Origin of the sequence: Leifsonia sp. CL147 (assembly GCF_900114565.1) — a bacterium.
GTDB lineage: Bacteria > Actinomycetota > Actinomycetes > Actinomycetales > Microbacteriaceae > Leifsonia.
Genome location: NZ_FOTM01000004.1, coordinates 84,398 through 101,843, shown reverse-complemented (window position 1 = coordinate 101,843; position 17,446 = coordinate 84,398). Strand labels below are relative to the sequence as shown.

General features: G+C 70.7%; 11 protein-coding genes. 7 read left to right on the top strand and 4 right to left on the bottom strand.

Annotated elements, in window-relative coordinates; translation table 11 throughout:
- Positions 1 to 2 precede the first annotated feature (2 nt).
- Positions 3 to 1,376 (bottom strand): lipopolysaccharide biosynthesis protein, encoded by a 1,374-nt coding sequence (locus tag BM287_RS05295; RefSeq protein ID WP_244527911.1) that lies wholly within the window; start codon positions 1,374 to 1,376, stop codon positions 3 to 5.
- 206 nt (positions 1,377 to 1,582) lie between these two features.
- Between BM287_RS05295 and BM287_RS05290 the strand changes: the two genes are divergently transcribed.
- The 6 genes from BM287_RS05290 to BM287_RS05265 all read left to right on the top strand — a co-directional run bounded on the left by BM287_RS05290 (position 1,583) and on the right by BM287_RS05265 (position 8,574).
- Entirely contained in the window at positions 1,583 to 3,187 is a 1,605-nt protein-coding gene (locus tag BM287_RS05290; protein ID WP_090036684.1) for a DUF2142 domain-containing protein, read from the top strand.
- A 72-nt stretch (positions 3,188 to 3,259) separates the two neighbouring features.
- The gene (locus tag BM287_RS05285) at positions 3,260 to 4,159 is read left to right on the top strand and encodes a glycosyltransferase family 2 protein (RefSeq protein WP_090036682.1); all 900 of its coding nucleotides are present in this window, start codon (positions 3,260 to 3,262) and stop codon (positions 4,157 to 4,159) included.
- A 41-nt stretch (positions 4,160 to 4,200) separates the two neighbouring features.
- On the top strand, positions 4,201 to 4,935 hold the full coding sequence (locus BM287_RS05280; protein ID WP_090036680.1) for a glycosyltransferase family 2 protein: 735 nt from the start codon (positions 4,201 to 4,203) through the stop codon (positions 4,933 to 4,935).
- Between the two features lie 2 nt (positions 4,936 to 4,937).
- Complete coding sequence (locus BM287_RS05275; protein WP_090036678.1) at positions 4,938 to 5,315, top strand: DUF2304 domain-containing protein; 378 nt, start codon at positions 4,938 to 4,940, stop codon at positions 5,313 to 5,315.
- Positions 5,316 to 5,351: 36 nt separating this feature from the next.
- Complete coding sequence (locus tag BM287_RS05270; RefSeq protein ID WP_211772958.1) at positions 5,352 to 6,860, top strand: DUF2142 domain-containing protein; 1,509 nt, start codon at positions 5,352 to 5,354, stop codon at positions 6,858 to 6,860.
- A 91-nt stretch (positions 6,861 to 6,951) separates the two neighbouring features.
- Positions 6,952 to 8,574 carry a DUF2142 domain-containing protein gene (locus BM287_RS05265; RefSeq protein ID WP_244527910.1) on the top strand — a complete coding sequence of 541 codons (1,623 nt, stop codon included), beginning with the start codon at positions 6,952 to 6,954 and terminating at the stop codon, positions 8,572 to 8,574.
- Here the strand turns inward: BM287_RS05265 and BM287_RS05260 are convergent.
- The gene (locus BM287_RS05260) at positions 8,525 to 9,544 is read right to left on the bottom strand and encodes a glycosyltransferase family 2 protein (protein ID WP_090036674.1); all 1,020 of its coding nucleotides are present in this window, start codon (positions 9,542 to 9,544) and stop codon (positions 8,525 to 8,527) included. The genes BM287_RS05265 and BM287_RS05260 overlap by 50 nt on opposite strands.
- A complete protein-coding gene (locus BM287_RS05255; protein WP_090036672.1) occupies positions 9,541 to 12,018 on the bottom strand; it encodes a glycosyltransferase in 2,478 nt (825 codons plus the stop codon). The genes BM287_RS05260 and BM287_RS05255 overlap by 4 nt, the downstream gene beginning before the upstream one ends.
- A gap of 133 nt (positions 12,019 to 12,151) precedes the next feature.
- Between BM287_RS05255 and BM287_RS05250 the strand changes: the two genes are divergently transcribed.
- Positions 12,152 to 13,735 carry a DUF2142 domain-containing protein gene (locus BM287_RS05250; protein ID WP_090036670.1) on the top strand — a complete coding sequence of 528 codons (1,584 nt, stop codon included), beginning with the start codon at positions 12,152 to 12,154 and terminating at the stop codon, positions 13,733 to 13,735.
- Positions 13,736 to 14,430: 695 nt separating this feature from the next.
- Here the strand turns inward: BM287_RS05250 and BM287_RS05245 are convergent.
- Positions 14,431 to 17,439 carry a rhamnosyltransferase WsaF family glycosyltransferase gene (locus BM287_RS05245; protein WP_090036668.1) on the bottom strand — a complete coding sequence of 1,003 codons (3,009 nt, stop codon included), beginning with the start codon at positions 17,437 to 17,439 and terminating at the stop codon, positions 14,431 to 14,433.
- Positions 17,440 to 17,446: the final 7 nt, after the last annotated feature.

Below are 17,446 nucleotides of genomic sequence, written 5' to 3'. Positions count from 1 at the left end.
GGTCACCGCGGAGCGGCCTCGGTGAGGACGCCGGCGCTCCGCGTGCTCCGCGCGCGCAGCCACCAGAGGTGCACGGCGATGCCCACCGCGGGTCCTGCGGCCAGCGCCAGCGCTGCGCGCGGCTGCAGCGGCAACGGAAGGAAGAGCAGCGCGATGGTCACGACGGACGCAGCCACCCAGCCGATCGCGTAGCCGCCGTGGAGGTTGCGGGCGAGGACCGCCGCGCCGGTCACGCAGAGCACCCCGATCATCCCCGAGGAGGCGACGAGCGCGGTGAGCGTGCCGGCGTCGAGGTCGAACTGCCCGCCGAACACCGCGACGACGACCGGGACCCCGAAAGCCCAGGCGCACAGGCAGAGGACCGCGACGACCGCGGCGATGAGCGCCGAGAGCCGGAGCGCGAACCGGCTCGCGCCCTGCGGCATGCGTGCGAACTGGCTGACCAGGAAGCTCGACAGCGCCATCAGCGGGACCAGGATGGGCGCTCGCGTCAGGGTCACGCCGAGCACGAGGGAGCCGAGCTCCCGATGCCCGGACGGATTCGCGAAGAACGACAGGATGAGCGGGAAGCCGTTGATCAGGATCGCCGTCGCCGAGGCCGCGATCATCGTGCGCAGCGTGTTCGACGCCAGCGTCCGCATCCGCTCGGGGACGAGTGCCCGGCGCAGGAGCGCGCGCGGAGCGGTCAGGATGACGGCACCGAGCGCGAGCGGGAACGGCAGGATGACCGCGAGCGCGAGCGCCCAGGATTGGGTGGTCAGCGCGAGCGCGAGCAGTACGAAGGCGACGCGCAGGATGCCGTCGAGCGCGACCACGCCGGCGAGCTGCCGCCACATCCCGCTCCCCGCCATCACACCGGAGCCGGCCGCCACCAGGCAGTTGAGCCCCGCGCCCACCGCCACGAAGATCGAGAGCCCGGCCTGCTCGCGCCCGAGCGCCGGCACCGCCCACAGCAGTGCGGTGAGAAGCACGGCCACAGCGACGAGGACGGCCAGGACCGCGGCGAACAGCCAGACGGAGGACCGGCGCCCGCCTCGATCTCCCGGCTCGGCGATCGGGTCGCTCTGCGCGACCGCCCGGGTCGCCTCCTGCTGGACGCCGAACAGCACCCCGACGACGAGGAAGAGGGCGGACCAGAACACGGAGAACACGGCGTAGCCCGCCGCTCCACTCGCGGTGAAGACTCGCCAGGTGACCACGTAGCCGCTCAGTCCCGACACGACCGTCGCCCCGAGGATCAGCGCGACCGAGGATCGCGCGCTCCGGGTGCGGACTTCGCCGTCGGCGCGCGCGGGCAGCGGCTCGTTGAGGGGTTCGTAGCTGGTGATGGGTGCCTCCGGGGAACGGATCTCAGGCTGATCGCCCGTGAGGTGCATTCAACCATGCGGCAGCCGGGGAGACCGTGGACGGCGGGCCGTCCGGCTGCCACGCGGCCCCGGAACTGGTATTTTCGACTGCAGACGCCGCATCCGGATGGGCGCCATCCAGCTCGAGAGGACCACCACGTGACGTTCGTCGCCGCCGATGCCATCGTGTTCGCCGATCGGGGCGGTGCGGACACCCGCGCAGAGGCGGGACGCTGATGGCGGCGACCGAAATGGATTCGGCCGACGTGAACGACGCCCGACCCGCGGACTCGGCAGCAGACGTGAACGCGACGGGCACGAGCGACGGCCGCCCGGCCCGGGCGCCCCGTCCCGGACTCCTCGGGCTCAGCCGAGGGCGGACGGTCTTCGCCGCGCTCATCCCGGTGATGCTGCTGGTGGCACTGCTCTCCTGGGCCTTCGCCTCGCCCGTCGGCGCGAGCCCGGACGAGGACTACCATCTGGGCAGCATCTGGTGTGCACAGGGTGACCGGGCGGGCTTCTGCGAGTCGACCGCCGATCCCGGGGTGAAGCTGGTCCCCGCGGCGGTCACCAAAGCCGCCAAGTGCTACGCGTTCAACACCCAGAAGAGCGGGGCCTGCCCTGCGGCGGGAACGCAGAAGCTCGAGGCGTCGAAGCGGGGCACCTTCAACGACCACGGCTACCCGCCGGTGTTCTATGTCACGATGAGCGTCTTCGTCAGCCACCACACGGCGACGTCCGTGCTGGCGATGCGCGCCTTCAATGCCCTGCTCTTCGTCGGCCTCCTGACCGCGCTCTTCCTCCTGCTGTCGCCACGGCGGAGACCGCTCGTGCTGTGGGGCGGGATCATCGCGCTGGTCCCGTTCGGGATGTTCATCATCCCGAGCGTGAACCCCTCCGGATGGGCGGCGACCTCGGCCGTGACCCTGTGGCTGTGCCTGGTCGGGTTCTACGAGGCCGAGACCCGGGGACGGACCATCGCTCTCGGCGCCCTCGCGACGGTCGCCACCGTCATGGGGGCGGGCGCCCGCTCGGATGCGGCCACCTACTCGGTGCTCGCCATGATCGTCGTCGCTCTGCTCAAGGCCGAGCGCACCCGTTCCTTCTGGATGCGCTCCATCCTCACGCTCGTCCTGGCCATCGTGTGCGTGATCTTCTTCCTGACCGGCAGCCAGGGCGGCGTCATCAACCCGGAGACCGCAACGCCCTTGTCCGGTCATCAGACGCTAGCGCTCGCGGTCGGCAACCTGCTCCAGCTCCCCACGCTCTGGGTGGGCACCCTCGGGACCTGGGGGCTGGGCTGGCTCGACACCCTGATGCCCGGCATCGTCTGGATGCCGTCGACGACCCTCGTCGCGGGTGTGGCCTTCGGCGCTCTGCGGAAGGCGCCGCTGCGCAAGGCGCTTGCCGTCGGGCTCGTGGGGATGGCGCTGGTGGCCGTGCCGCTCTACGTCCTCGTCCACGACCGGGTCATGGTAGGAACCGGCGTGCAGCCGCGCTACATCTACCCGCTCATCCTCCTCTTCGTGGGCGTCTGCCTCTGGGGCATCCGGCGCCTGGGCCTCGGGCTGTCCGGCTTCCAGCTCATCCTCATCGTCGGCGGCCTGTGGCTCGCGAACCACGTCGCGCTGTTCACGAACCTCCGGCGCTATGTCACCGGCACCCTCGCGCAGGGCCTCAACCTCGACGCCGGGGACACGTGGTGGTGGGCGCTCCCGTTCGGCCCGATCTGGGTCTGGATCATCGGCTCGTTCGCCTTCTTCGCCATGCTCGCCGCGGCGGCGGTCGTGGCGTGGCCGGTCGGCACCTTCGGCCTGAACCGGCGCCGCACCCTCGCCTGAGACCCGCTGGCGCCCGTGCGAAGATAGTACGGACCGAGCCAGGTACCCACCCGACGAAGGCCTTCTCCCCACGTGACCATCGACATCATGATGCCGTTCTACGGCGACCCGGATCAGCTCCGCGCCGCCGTGAGCAGTGCGCTTGCGCAGACCGACCCGGACTGGCGCCTCGTGGTCATCGACGACCAGTACCCGGACCGCGCGCCCGGCGAGTGGGTGCGAGGCCTCGGCGACCCGCGCGTGCAGTACCTGCTCAACGAGACGAACCTCGGCGTGAGCGGCAACTTCTCGCGGTCCCTCGATCTGGTGGAGAGCGAGCACTTCGTCCTGATGGGATGCGACGACGTGCTGGAACCCGGCTACATCGCCCAGATGCGCGCCGCCATCGAGCGCTTCCCGGGCACGTCGTACTTCCAGCCGGCGGTGAGCGTCATCTCCGATCGCGGGAACGACATCCTCCCGCTCGCCGACCGGGTGAAGCGCTGGTCGCGTCCCTCCAGCCCGCAGCCGGTCATCCTGCGCGGCGAGCCGCTGGCCGTCAGCCTGCTGCGCGGGAACTGGACCTACTTCCCGTCGATCTGCTGGCGCACGGAGGCCGTCCGCCAGGCCGAGGGCTTCGACCCGGACTACGAGATCGTCCTCGACCTCGCCCTCCAGCTGACGATCATCGCCGGGGGCGGCACGATGGCGCTGCTGCCGGAGCGGACGTTCCGCTACCGCCGGCACGAGGCCAGCGTGTCCTCGGCGACGGCCCGCTACGGCGGCCGCTTCGATGAGGAGCGCCGCTTCTTCCAGAACGTCGCCGGCGACATGGAGGCGATGGGATGGCACCATGCGGCCCGCGCGGCGCGCCGGCATGTGACCAGCCGGCTGAACGCTGCGACGAAGCTCCCCCGGGCGCTGCGCGTCGGCGACCGCGACGGGAGCAGCTCGCTGCTGCGCCATGTCTTCACCAATCGGACGGTCCGATGAGCACCGGAGCAGACGGAACGCGATCCAGTAAGGTGAGTGCCATGCCACCGTCCCTCGCGCGGACACTCATCGTCATGCCCGCCTACAACGAGGAGGCGTCGGTCGCCGCGGTCGTCGCCGAGGTCCACGAGAAGCTCCCGGGGACCGCGGTGCTGGTCGTCGACGACGGGTCATTGGATGCGACGGCGCGGCGCGCGCACGACGCCGGTGCCCTCGTGGCGCGCCTCCCGTTCAACATGGGGGTCGGCGGCGCCATGCGGCTCGGCTTCCAGTACGCGCTGTCCAACGGATACGACGTGGTCGTGCAGATCGACTCGGATGGTCAGCACGACCCGGCCGCCGTCCCCTCGCTCCTCGAGGCGCTCGCCGACTCCGACATCGCGATCGGCGCCCGCTTCTCCGGCGAGGGTCAGTACGAGGTCCGCGGTCCCCGCAAGTGGGCGATGCGCCTGCTCTCGGTGGTGCTCAGCCGGATCACCGGAACGAAGCTGAACGACACCACCAGCGGCTTCAAGGCGAACGGCCCCCGTGCCGTCGAGCTCTTCGCCCGCGCCTACCCGGCCGAGTACCTGGGCGACACGGTCGAGGCCCTGGTCATCGCGGCCCGTGCGCAGCTGAAGGTCAGTCAGACCCCGGTCTCGATGCGGCCCCGCACCACGGGCACTCCCAGCCACAACCCGTTCAAGTCCGCCGTGTACCTCGCCCGCGCCTTCCTTGCTCTCGTCGTCGCGGTGATCCGCCCGCGGCACGCCATCACCGAAACGGCCATCGCCTGACCATGTCACTGCTCAGCTACATCTTCGGCATCGTCGCGGCGCTCGTCACCCTCGCCGTCGTCATCGAAATGCTCCGGCGCGGGCGGATGCGCGAACGGCACGCCATCTGGTGGCTGATCGCCGGCACCCTCGCGCTGATCATCGGCGTCTTCCCCCAGATCCTGAACTGGCTGTCCGAGCTCCTCGGGGTCGGTCTCCCGGTCAACCTGGTGTTCTTCGTCAGCATCGCGGTGCTGTTCCTGGTCTGCATCCAGCACAGCTCGGAACTGACCCAGCTGGAGAGCAAGACACGGACCTTGGCCGAACGGCACGCGATCCTGCAACTGGAGGTCGAGCAGCTGAAGGATCATGTGGCCGCGCTGACCGACGGGAAGGACTAGCCGGTGTCGCTGCGGGCACCGTGGTCTCCTCGCCGTGTGCTCCTGGTGACGTGGGCCCTCCTCTCTGCGCTGTCGGCGGTGTGGGCGCTGGCCACCCCGATCGCGGCCTCGCCGGACGAACCGGCCCACATCATCCGTGCGGCCAGCGTCGTCCGGGGTCAGCTGATCGGGACGCCCTCGCCGAAGGGCCATGTCGTGACTGTCCCGCGATACATCGCGGACACGCAGAGCGAGACCTGCTACGCCTTCCATCCCGGGGTGACCGCGGACTGCTCCCACGTCGCCGACCGCGACCCGGGCGCGACGACCACCGCCCCCACCACGGCCGGCCTCTACAACCCGCTGTACTACTACGCGGTCGGCTGGCCCAGCCTCCTCTTCTCGAACGACGCCGGCATCTACGCGATGCGGATCGTCAGCGGCGTTCTGACATCGCTCTTCGCCGCGCTCGCACTCGCGCTCCTCTGGCGCCGGGAGGGATCGCCCCTCGTCGTGCTCGGCTTCGCGGTCGCGGTCACGCCGCTCCTGCTCTTCCTGGATGCGTCCGTCAACCCGAACGGCCTGGAGGCCACCGCGACCCTGGCGGTCTTCGCCGGGATGCTGGCGATCGTCCGCGGCGCGAAGGACGCGCCCATCGCGCAGCAGGCCGTCGCCGTGGCGGTCTCCGGCTTCATCGCGGTCAACGCGCGGGGGCTGTCTCCGCTCTGGGTCCTCGTCGCCGTCGCGCTGCCCCTGATGCTCGTCGGCCGTCAGGAGCTGGCGGCACTGTTCCGGCGACGGGCGGTGATCGTGACCGCGGCGGTCGTCGCCCTCGGAACCGTCGCCGCGATGGCGTGGACCCTGGGGACCAACTCCCTCCTGAACGCTGTCGACCATCCCGATTCCACCCCGCAGCGGTACGCCGGGGTCGGGACGAATCCGTTCAGCGGCTTCTTCATCACGCTCGAGCGCACGGTCGAGTATGCGCACGGGGTCATCGGGATCTTCGGCTGGCTGGACACCCCGGCCCCGCCCGAGGTGTTCTTCGTGTGGTCGGCCCTTATCGGAGCACTCCTGCTCGCAGCCTTCGTGCTGCTGCGCTCGCGTGCGCTGCTGCTCGCCGGACTCCTCCTCGCGTCGTTCGTCCTGCTCCCCCCGATCGTCCAGGGGGTCTACATCACCGGCGGCGGCATCATCTGGCAGGGTCGCTACGCTCTTCCGCTGTTCCTCTGCCTCGTCGTCGGACTCGCGGTGCTCCTCTCGGATCGGCTCGTGATCTCCGCGCGCGCGGGCTCCTGGCGGCGGCTGTCGTGGATCGTCGTGGTCGCTCTCGGAGCCGCGCAGGTCTATGCGTTCGAGAACACCCTGCGCCGGTACTCGGTCAGTGAGATCGGCTCGCTCAAGGTCTTCCTCATCGGCTCTCCGCCCTGGGCGCCGCCCGGCGGGAACCTGCTCCTCCTCGTGCTCTTCGCCCTCCTGATCGCCGCCGGGGGATGGCTCACGCTCCGCGTCGCCCTGGCGGACCGGCGCGACGCGCCGGACACCGCCATCGCTGCCGCGATCTGACGATCGTCCGCTAGGGTGTGGCCGTGAACGCTGCCACCGAAGCCGGCCACCGGGAGCATCCCGTCAGGGCGCTGACTTCTGCGACCTCCCGGTGAGCACGCCGCTGAGCACTCCGGCCGACCAGCGGCGGCCGGAGGTCTCCCAGGTCGTCGTCGTCACGGAAGAGGTGCCCGCCCGTCGCCCGCTGATCGCGTTCTTCGTCACCTGGGCCGTCCTCGCTCTCCTCGGGGCCGTCTGGGCCTGGGCCACGCCGCCGTCGGCCTCGCCCGACGAACCGGCCCACATCGTGCGCGCCGCGAGCGTGGTCCGGGGAGAGCTGTTCGGGCGGCCGTCCGCCTCGGGCAACCTCGTGCACGTGCCGCAGTACGTCGCAGACGCGCACCGCACGACCTGTTACGCCTTCCAGCCGGCCGTCCCCGCCGCCTGTCCGCTCCCGAGCGGCGAGGACACCCGCGCTACCGTCGTCGCGCCCACCTCGGCCGGGCTCTACAACCCGCTCTACTACTACGCGGTGGGATGGCCGTCCCTCCTGTCCGGCGATGCCGGCGGACTCCTGGGGATGCGACTGGCGAGCGCCGTGCTGTCCGCACTGTTCGCGGCACTCGCCTTCTCGATGGTGATGACCTTCCGGGAGCGGCGGCTTGCCGTGGCGGCCTTCGCCGTCGCCGTGACGCCGATGCTCCTGTTCCTGAGCGGCACGGTCAACCCGAGCGCTGTGGAGGCGACCGCGACCCTCGCAGTGTTCTGCGGCATGATGGCGGTCACCCTCTCGCCCGATCCCGCCCGGTTGCGCGGGCGCGCGGCCGTCGTCGCCGTCTCGGCGATCGTCGCGGTCAACGCCCGCGGACTGTCCCCGCTCTGGGTGCTGGCCGCCCTCGCCGTCCCGCTTCTCCTCGTGGGCGGCCGGACCGCGCTCCAGCTGCTGAGACAGCGCTCCGTCCTCCTCGCCATCGGGGCCGTCGCCGTCGGGACCATCGCCGCCCTGGGATGGACGCTCGCCACCAACTCGCTCGCCAACGCGATCGCGCATCCCGAGGACGCCCTGCAGTTCCCGGGCGTCGGCGCCTCGCCCCTCACCGGCTTCCAGCGCGTGCTGGTGGGCACCGTGGGCTACTCGCAGGGCCTCGTGGGCTTGTTCGGCTGGCTCGACACGCCGGCGCCCGAGGCCGTGCTCTTCGCGTGGGGCGTCGCCATCGCCTCCCTCGCGATCGGAGCGCTCCTCGTGCTCCGCGGGAGGCGGCTCCTGGTCGCCGCGGTGCTCGCCGGCGCCTTCCTGCTGCTGCCCGCGCTCGTGCAAGCCGTGTACATCCACGGCGGAGGGATGATCTGGCAGGGCCGCTACAACCTGCCGCTCTTCCTCTGCCTCGTCATCGGCCTGGCCGCTCTGCTCGACGGTTCGGCCTTCCGGTCGCCGCACACCTGGCGGCGGCTGCGCATCCTGCTCCTCGGCGGGGCGCTGCTCGGGCAGCTGTGGGCCTTCGCCGCCGCCCTGCGCCGCTACGCCGTGGGGGCGAACGGCTCGGTGAGGACCTTCCTGTTCGGCTCACCCGCGTGGGCACCGCCGGGCGGCGTCCTCGTCGTGCTCGTTGTGGCGGCCGTCGTCTTCGCGGTCGCCGCCGTCCTGCTGTACCGTGCGACGGCGAGCGAGGGTGGAGGGCGACGGATCAGGAGGGTTGCAGCAGGTCCCGCAACACGTCCAGCCGTCCCCGGCTAGCGAGGCGCGCGTAGTCGCCGCCTCGGGCGAGGCGGACCACCGGGATCAGGCGCGCCAGCCGGTTGGCGGGCAGCGCCGCCCTGGCCGCCTCGAAGGCCGCCTTCTGCTCGGCGAGCGCGCGGTGCTCCGCGGGAACGGCGTCCGATGCGGCCAGCCTGTCGGCGAGGATGCGCGAGCGGGCCGCGAGCATCCGGTTCCGCTCGCCGCGTCGTCCGAGGACGCGGCCGACCTTGTGGCGCAGCGTCGGGTCGCTTGCGCCGATCTGGTTCTCGTCGTGCCGCCGGTACCGGGTGAGCGGCCGTTCGCTGAGATCGAGCCGGTCACGGGCCGCCGCCTGGATCGCCAGCCATTCGTCGTGCACCCACTCGGACGGGAACGGCAGCGCCTCCCGCAGCAGCCCGGCGGTGACCATGGCGGTCGCACCCGTGGCGAGGTTGCGGCGGACGAAGGCCTCGAAAGCGTGCCCGGAGTGGACGGCCGCACGCTCCTCGTTGCTGACCTCCAGCGCCTCGAAGAGGGTGCCGCCGACCGGCAGGCTGTCGTCGCCGATGAGAGTGGCGTCGGTGTGGAGGAAGCCGAGACCCGGGCGGGCGGCGAAGTAGGCTGCCAGACGCTCGAGCTTGTCGGGCACCCACTCGTCGTCCTGGTCGCTGAGTGCGATGAGGTCGCCGTCGCAGGCGCGGAGGGCCTGCTCGAAGTTCGCCGTGACGCCGAGCGGAGTCTCGTTGCGGAGGATCACCAGCCGGGGCGTCGGGCCGCCCGCCGCGCGCTGCGCGGCGACCTCCTCCTCCACGACCGTCAGCGTGGCATCGACCGAGGCGTCGTCGGACACCACGAGCTGGTCGGGCGGGAGTGTCTGGGCGAGGATGCTGGTGAGCTGCCGTCGCACATAACGGGCGCCGTTGTGCGTGCAGAGCGCGACCGAGATGGATGCGCGACTCGCGCCGCTCGCGCCGGACGCGTCGCTCACCGTCGCCCCAGCCGGCTCCGGATCTTCTTCGTCACGACGGCCGGACCCCCGTTGCGCAGGTAGTGGAAGAACAGGCCGACGTCATGGCGGATCCCGTGCTTCTTGCGCCGCTGAGTGGTGCGGCGCGCCGGAGTCCCCTGCCCCACGACACCGCGGGCGACCAGGTCGGCGGCATGCCGGGGCTCCGAGACGAAGTCGACCAGCGGGGCGAGGACCACGCTCCAGAAGTAGCGCTGGCGCACGCGGGCGAGGTTGCGCTTGGCGGCACGGATGAACTTCTCGTCGAACAGCACAGTCTCCAGGGCCGCGACCAGGGCATCCACATCGCCGGAGGGGACGACCACGCCCAGTTTCTCCTCCTCGACCAGCTGAGCGAAGTGATCGCCTTCGGTGACGACCATCGGGAGGCCGGCCCAGAGATAGTCGAGGATGCGCGTGCGGAACGAGAAGGTCGTCTCGACGTGCGAGAAGTGGGTGCTGACGCCGGCATCCGCCTCGGTGAGGTAGTTCTGCCGCTCCGCGTAGTCCACCCACGAGCTGTTGAAGAAGACCACGGAGTCGAGCACCCCGAGGTCGCGGGCCAGCTGCCGCGAGTCCGCCACGATGCCCATCTCCGGGACGCCGGGATGCGGATGCTTGGTCCCCTGGAAGAACAGGCGGACATCGCCGTGGGTCTCCGACAGGCGGGCGACGGCCTCGATGAGCGACTTCGGATCGAACCAGTTGTAGAGGCCGCCGCTCCAGAGCAGCAGCTTGTCGTCGGGGCCGATGCCGGGCTGGACGCCCTTCAGCACATCCCGTTCGTGTGCGGGCGGCGTCTCGGACAGCCCGAACGGGACGACGTCGATGAGGCCCTCGAGGTCCGGGTCGTCGTCGTAGTTCGCCGGGTTGATCCGGCCGAGCGCGGCGAGCTGGCCGAGGTAGAAGTGCCGCTGGCGCTCGGAGGCGCAGAGGAAGAAGTCGCCGCGCTCCAGCTGCTCGTTGAGGACGTCGGTGGCGTCGAGGACCTGCTTGTCCCACTGCGCGCGGCCCAGCTCCCTGCCCTGCTCCAGCTGCTCCAGGTGCATCGGGTCGTAGACGTCGGCCACGATGATCTTGTCCGTCTTCCGGAGGCTCTCGAACAGGGCCATCGCGAGGCCCTGGAAGACGATGACGTCGCTCTCGCGTTCCAGCGCCCGCATGGCGCGGTCATCGCCCGGACGCACCTGCACGACGTCGAAGGGCGCGGAGACCGGTTCGACCCCCGCCAGCGAGACGAGCGTCACGACGTTGTCCTTGGCCAGCGCCTCGGCCATGCTCCAGGCGCGGATGGCCGGGCCGGCCATCTTCGTACCGATCGGGTCCCCCGTGATCACCAGGACCCGGGTGACGGCCGGCCGCTCCGTCACGGGGAAGGCGGTGGCCAGCTTGTCGTAGCCCTCCAGGTAGTGCTCGTCGGTGTAGGACGGCGCATCGGTCTCGCCGAAGAGGGACCAGATGCGGCTGTCGGCGATGACCCGAGAGCTCTGGATGCGCTCCCGGTCCGCTGCGAGACCGGGCAGGTGCTCGACGAACTGGTCGATCGCATAGACCGCGGCGACCGTCTCCTTGTCGATCTCCATGGTCGGGTCGTTGGAGCCGCCCTTCCGCAGATCGAACTCGGCCGAGTCGAGGCCGCCCTTGGCGACGCCCCGCCGTACGGTCAGCGCCAGCGTCGCCGGAAGGACCTGCGCGAGCGCCTCGTCGCCCAGGTTCTTGTACTGCGCGAACAGCGCGTTGCGCTCCAGGAGGTAGCTCTCCTTGAAGGCGCCGAAGGACGACATCGAGGCGTGGTGCTTGTGGAAGGCCAGCGACGCCGGCTCATAGACGAAGCGGTGGCCGGCCAGGTTCAGCCGCCAGCCGAGGTCGACATCCTCGAAGAACATGAAGAAGCGCTCGTCGAAGCCGCCGAGCTGCTCGTACACGGAGCGGCGCACGAACATGGCGGAGCCGGTGCCGAAGAGCACATCCGCAGGGACATCCGGGGTGGAGGGCACGGGCTGGCCGGTCAGCGGCTTGTAGCCCTGACCGAACCACGTCATCGCCGAGCCGATGTAGTCGACCTTGTCCCCGTCCCAGTCGAGCACCCGGCTCGCGACGGCGCCGACGCGGGAGCTCGACTCGAAACGCGCGACGGCGGCGCGGACCCAGGCCGCATCGGGCTTGGCGTCGTTGTTCAGGAAGGCCACGTACTCCCCCGACGCCGACCGCACGCCCAGGTTGCAGCCCCCGGCGAAGCCGAGGTTCGCCTTGGACTCGATCAGGACGACCTGGGGCGCCTCACGCCGGAGGCGCTCGGCGCTGCCGTCGCCCGACGCGTTCTCCACCACGACGATCTCGAGACGGTCCGCCGGCCAGTCCAGCCGCCCGAGATGGTCGACTGCGGTCAGCGTGTCGTCGGTTCCTCGGAAGTTCACGAGGACGACCGAGACGACTCCGGGGCGCGTGGTGGGCATGCGGTCCTTTCACTGGCGAATCCGCCCGCCAGCCTAGCAAAGCGGCCATCCGGGCCCCCCGCGCCCTCCCAGGCGATTGCTAAGCTGACCTGGTTCCACCCACCGCTCAACAGGACACGAGGTCTTCTCCGCGATGGATCACGCGCGCTCCGCCATCACCGCACGGTCGACGAGCTTTCCGTGGCGATTGTTCTGCGGCGTCTTCGCCGGGCTGTTCCTGCTGATGGCCGCCTGGGCCCTCGCCACGCCCGTCTACTCCGTGCCGGACGAGCCGTCCCACGCCGTCCGCGCCGCCGCCGCCTGGCACGGCGAGGTGGTCGGGAACGGCATGCAGTTCGAGGCTCCGCGCTACCTGCTGATCGACGGGGCGGGCGTCTGCTATAACTCGGCGGTGGACCAGTCCGCGAACTGCATCGGCCCGATCGTCTCGGATGGGCGGCTGATCCCGTACACGAGCTCGGCCAACACGAACAGCCCGGTGTACTACCTGATGGCCGGCCTGCCGAGCGCCTTCCTCACCGGGGCGCCGGCGATCTACGGCATGCGCATCTTCTCCGCCGCGGTCACCTGCCTTCTGTTCGCCGCGCTGGCCGTCCTCCTCGTCCGCCTGCCCCGGGCCCGCTGGGTCGTGCTCCTCCCCGCCGCGGTGATCACCCCGATGGTCGTGTTCCTGGGCGGTTCCATCAACCCCAATGCCATCGAGATGGCCGCTGCCGGAGCACTCCTCGGATCGCTCCTGGTGCTCGCGAGAGAACGCCCGTCCGGGTGGCTTTTCGGGTTCTCGGTGGCGACGGCCATCGTCTCCGCCGCCTTCGTGACCGGCGGGCGGAGCCTGGCGATGCTCTGGGTCGTGTTCGCCGCCATCGCGGTCGTGGCCCTGCTCCGCGTCGAGGACTGGCGCGCGCTGATGCGACGTCGTTCCACCTGGATCGTCCTCGCCGTGCTCGCGGTGATCTGCCTCTTCGCCCTGTGGTGGTTCACGCGGCCCGAGAACACGGTCCACGCGGCCAAGGTCCCCTACCCGGGGAGCCTCTGGGGCGTCGCGCAGGACATGCTCGAGAAGACGTTCCTGTACTGGCGTCAGGACGCGGGCATCTTCGGCACGCTGAACGTCCCAGCTCCCGAGGGCGTCCAGACGCTCTGGTCCGCGGTGTTCGTCGCGCTCATCGTGCTCCCCCTCGTCCTCGGACGCGGACGCGAGCGCTGGGTGGCGGCGGGCTTCAGCGCCGCGCTCCTCGTCCTGCCGATCATGGTGCAGGTCGCGCTCTGGCGTCAGGTCGGCGACGTCTGGCAGGGCCGCTACATGCTCGCCGTCTTCCTCATGCTCGCGATCGCAGGAGGCCTCGCGCTCGACCGCGTCCTCGGGCGGACCGCAGCTGCCGGCGCACCCGGCCAGGACCTCGCGCACCGCCGCACGGTGTCCGTGCTCCGGGCCGTTCTGGTGCTGCTCGGGATCGCGCAGCTCGCGTCCTTCCTCTTCACCCTGCGCCGGTACGCGTCACCCGAGCGTTCGTGGTTCCAGTTCCTGCTCCAGCCGGAATGGCAGCCTCCCGGATCCACGATCGGACTGACGCTCCTCGCCCTCGTCGCGCTCGGTCTGTCGACCGTCTGGGTCTGGCGATCCCTCCCGCGCCTCTTCGAGCCTGTCCCCGCGCGGGACGCGGAACCGTCCGCCCTCGCGGCGGCGGACGAGCCCGTCTCGACCCCCTCCGCCTAGGCTCCCGCCCCCGCGACATTCGTCACGAATGTGCCTCCACCGGCGGCGCAGGGCGACATTCGTCACGAACGCGCCTCCACCGGCGCCGCAGGGCAACATTCGTCACGAAAGTGCCCCAACCGGCGCCGCAGAGCAACATTCGTCACGAATGCACCCCCACCCCCGGCCCAGAGCAACATTCGTCACGAATGTGCCTCCACCCCCGGCCCAGAGCAACATTCGTCACGAAAGTGCCTCCACCCCCGGCCCAGAGCAACATTCGTCACGAAAGTGCCCCACCGGCGGCGCAGGGCGACATTCGTCACGAATGTGCCTCCACCGGCGCCGCAGGGCAACATTCGTGACGAATGCGCCCCCACCGGCGCCGCAGGGCAACATTCGTGACGAATGCGCCCCCACCGGCGCCGCAGGGCAACATTCGTGACGAATGCGCCCCCACCGGCGCCGCAGGGCAACATTCGTGACGAATGCGCCCCCACCGGCGCCGCAGGGCAACATTCGTCACGAATGCACCCCCACCCCCGGCCCAGAGCAACATTCGTCACGAATGTGCCTCCACGCCCTGTGCAGAGCAACATTCGTCACGAATGTGCCTTCACGGGCGGCGTAGGGCAACATTCGTCACGAATGTGCCCCCACCGGCCTGCGCAGAGCGACATTCGTCACGAATGTGGAGGCGCGGCGGATGGAGCGGGTCAGGGGGCGATCCACGGGGGCGCCTGCGTCGGCCGCGCGTTCGCCTCGGGGTCGCTGAGGAAGTCGTAGATGCCGTCGAGGGCGGCGTCCCAGTCGGAGTGCGCCGCATCGATCGTCGCCTCGCCTGCCGCCGCGATGCGACGGCGTGCCTCGGCATCCCGAACCAGTCCGTCCAGTGCCGCCACGACCTCTTCGTACGTCATCATCGTCGTCTGCGCGTTCTCGCCGGGGGTGAACAGCCAGCGGAACCATGGCGAGTCGGGGACGACCATGGCGACGCGGCTCGCCATCAGCTCCAGGGGCAGGTAGGACGGGTGACGCGAGATCTGCAGGGTGATCCCGATGTCGGTCTCGCGGTAGAGGCGGCCGGTCGCGCGGTAGTCGAGCAGCCCGAGGTCGATGAAGTCGGCGCTCGGCGGAAGGTACTTGGCTCCGGCGGCCACAATGCGGACACGGTCTCCGTGGCGGCGCTTGATCTCGCTGAGGGCGGCGAACACCAGCTCCCAGCAGTTCCGGAAGTGGTCGCGGGCATAGGCGAAGATCGTCACCGGCTCGTCCGCCTGCGGTTCGCGGCGCCCCTCGCCGTGGAAGATCGTCCGGTCCACTGCCGGCTCGAACCAGGTGGCCGTCCCGCCGTACCCGCCCGAATAAATGTCATGCATGCTTTGCGTGTTGCAGATGCCGTACAGGCCCAGGCGATACGTCTGCTCCGTCATGGCGAACATCGTGCTCGCCGGATAGAACGACGGCTCATAGTCCTGGATGAGGTAGAACTTCCGCGGCGTGCCCAGCGTCTTGGCGACATCCCGGGCGGTGAGCCAGAACGTGGCGATCGCAGCATCCGCCGGAGGGATGGCGGCGAGCCCTTCCTCCGTGCCGTAGTAGTGGCCGACCTCCGAGCCGGCGAGGCCCGGGAAGGCGGCGACGATCGCCGACTCGTAGAACTCGTTCGCCGGGTGCCCGTTGATGAAGAACCGGTTGAGGACGCCGTGGTCGCGCGCCAGTTTGTCGGCCATCCGCAGGGTGGTGTTGACCCCGCCGAAGAACGGGAGGTCGAAGCCGGGGAGCAGCCAGTTGATGGTCCGCACCTCCCGCCGTCCGGTCGTCGCGCGGTGCGTCTCCACCACCTGCTCGACCTCTGCGGCCGTGATGCTGGCCAGCGGCATCAGGGCGGTGGCGTCCTCGGAGATGGTGGACTGCTGCGCATCCGACTTCCACGGCCGCCCGAGGCCCGCCATCGTGAGCTGGAGCGGAGGCGGATCGTCGGCGGCGGCGAAGCGCGGGACTTCGACCAGGCGGCAGACGTTCGGCGAGATGTAGGGGTCGCCGGCGACGAGCCACGGCTGGTAGCGCCAGTAGCTCGCGAAGGAGTCCGCCCGCGGAGCGTGAGCGCCGCGCGTGAGCGACTCGAAGTGCCGGACGGCGTCGAAGGGGATGACCACGTTGCGCCGGCCGTGGACGACCTGGTCCAGCCCGAGCACGACATCGCTCCCGGTGAGCTGGAAGCGCTCGTCGAAACCGCCGACCTCCTCGAAGAGCTCGCGACGGATGCCGACGCAGGCGGCGGTGACCGCAAGGCTGTTGCGGTACCAGCGGACGGGACCGATCAGCGAGTCGGCGTCGGGGCGCATCCCGGCGAACAGGTTGGCCGCGAAACCGCCGGGGCCGAGCATGACTCCGCCGTGCTGCACCAGGCCCTCGCCGGTGCGGAGCTGGAAGCCCGCCGTACCGACGCCCTGGCGCTGCAGGATCCCGACCAGCTCGCGCAGCCAGCCCGGGTCCACGATCTCCGTGTCGTCGTTGAGGAAGACGAGCACCTCGCCGTCGGTCTCGCGCGCTGCGACGTTGTTGACCCGGGAGTAGTTGAAGGGCTCCTCGTGCCACCAGCGGTGACGGACGGGGATCCCGGGGTCGACGGCCGCGTACCAGGCCTCGTTCTCGTCGTTCTCGCCGCCGTTGTCGACGACGGTCACGTCGAACGCCGGGTAGTCCGTGGTGGCCAGGCTCGGCAGCAGCCGCTCCAGATTGGCCCGGCTGTGGCGCGTGGGGACGACGATGGACACGCTCGGCCAGCGCTGCGGCCGGAACCGGACACGGACGATGCCGTCGCTCACCTCGGTGGCCGCATCCTCCCCCCGGTCGTGGAGGGCACGCGCGACCATGGCGGCGTCCTCCTCGGTCGCACCCTCCTCGGTCGCACCGTCCCCGGCCGCACCGTCCCCGGCCGCACCTGCGCCGGGCGCATCCGGAACAGAGAGGAGCACGAACGGGACGCGGCCCACCGCCGACTCGGTCAGCTCGGAGCGCAGGAGGAGGCGCCAGATGCCGTGGTCGTCGAGCGTGACACCGACCGCCGCCCGCGCGTCCGGCACCCGGATGGCGAAGGCACGGCCCAGATAGTTCGCCCCCAGCAGGACCTCGGGCGACCAGACCGGGCGGAACAGGGGCGAGCTGCGCGTTCCGTCGGAGAGGATGCGGTCGGAGTCGAACCCGATCACGCGGCACACCGGGTCGACGCGGTGCTCCTTGGCCACCTGCTCGAGGGCGTGCGGGTCGAGCACGGATCCGGCCTTGAGGAACAGCACGAAGTCCTCGACGACGTCGGGGAGCAGCTCGCGCAGCGGCGTGCCGGTCCGCACGACCAGCGAACGCGGCTCGACCGCGACCTGCGCGTCGAGACTCGCCCTCGTCGCGGCGACGCGCGCAGCCTCGTCGACTGCGCCGGTCTCGTCCTCGGTGCCCGTCGTCTCGATGAGCACCAGGAAACTGCTCGTCGGCCCGGGCGGGAGCGGCTCGAACGGGGCCTGCTGGGCACGCCACTCCGCATAGTCGGTCAGTCCGGGGCCGCGGGGCACCGGCTCCACCTCCGGTTCCGGCAGCGGGGGCCGGAGCTGGGCACGGAACGTGAGCGCGGCCTCTTTGCCCGCTCGGAGGACTCGTCCCCGCTGTGATCCTGGCGGCAGCAGGCGGCCGAACGCACGACGTGCGCGGCTCATCCATGCGTTCATCCGGGCA

Excerpts from the sequence above, each read along its gene's own strand:
- BM287_RS05295 (WP_244527911.1), bottom strand. The coding sequence starts at position 1,376 with ATGCACCTCACGGGCGATCAGCCTGAGATCCGTTCCCCGGAGGCACCC.
- BM287_RS05290 (WP_090036684.1), top strand. The coding sequence starts at position 1,583 with ATGGCGGCGACCGAAATGGATTCGGCCGACGTGAACGACGCCCGACCC.
- BM287_RS05280 (WP_090036680.1), top strand. The coding sequence starts at position 4,201 with ATGCCACCGTCCCTCGCGCGGACACTCATCGTCATGCCCGCCTACAAC.
- BM287_RS05275 (WP_090036678.1), top strand. The coding sequence starts at position 4,938 with ATGTCACTGCTCAGCTACATCTTCGGCATCGTCGCGGCGCTCGTCACC.
- BM287_RS05255 (WP_090036672.1), bottom strand. The coding sequence starts at position 12,018 with ATGCCCACCACGCGCCCCGGAGTCGTCTCGGTCGTCCTCGTGAACTTC.
- BM287_RS05250 (WP_090036670.1), top strand. The coding sequence starts at position 12,152 with ATGGATCACGCGCGCTCCGCCATCACCGCACGGTCGACGAGCTTTCCG.
- BM287_RS05245 (WP_090036668.1), bottom strand. The coding sequence starts at position 17,439 with ATGAACGCATGGATGAGCCGCGCACGTCGTGCGTTCGGCCGCCTGCTG.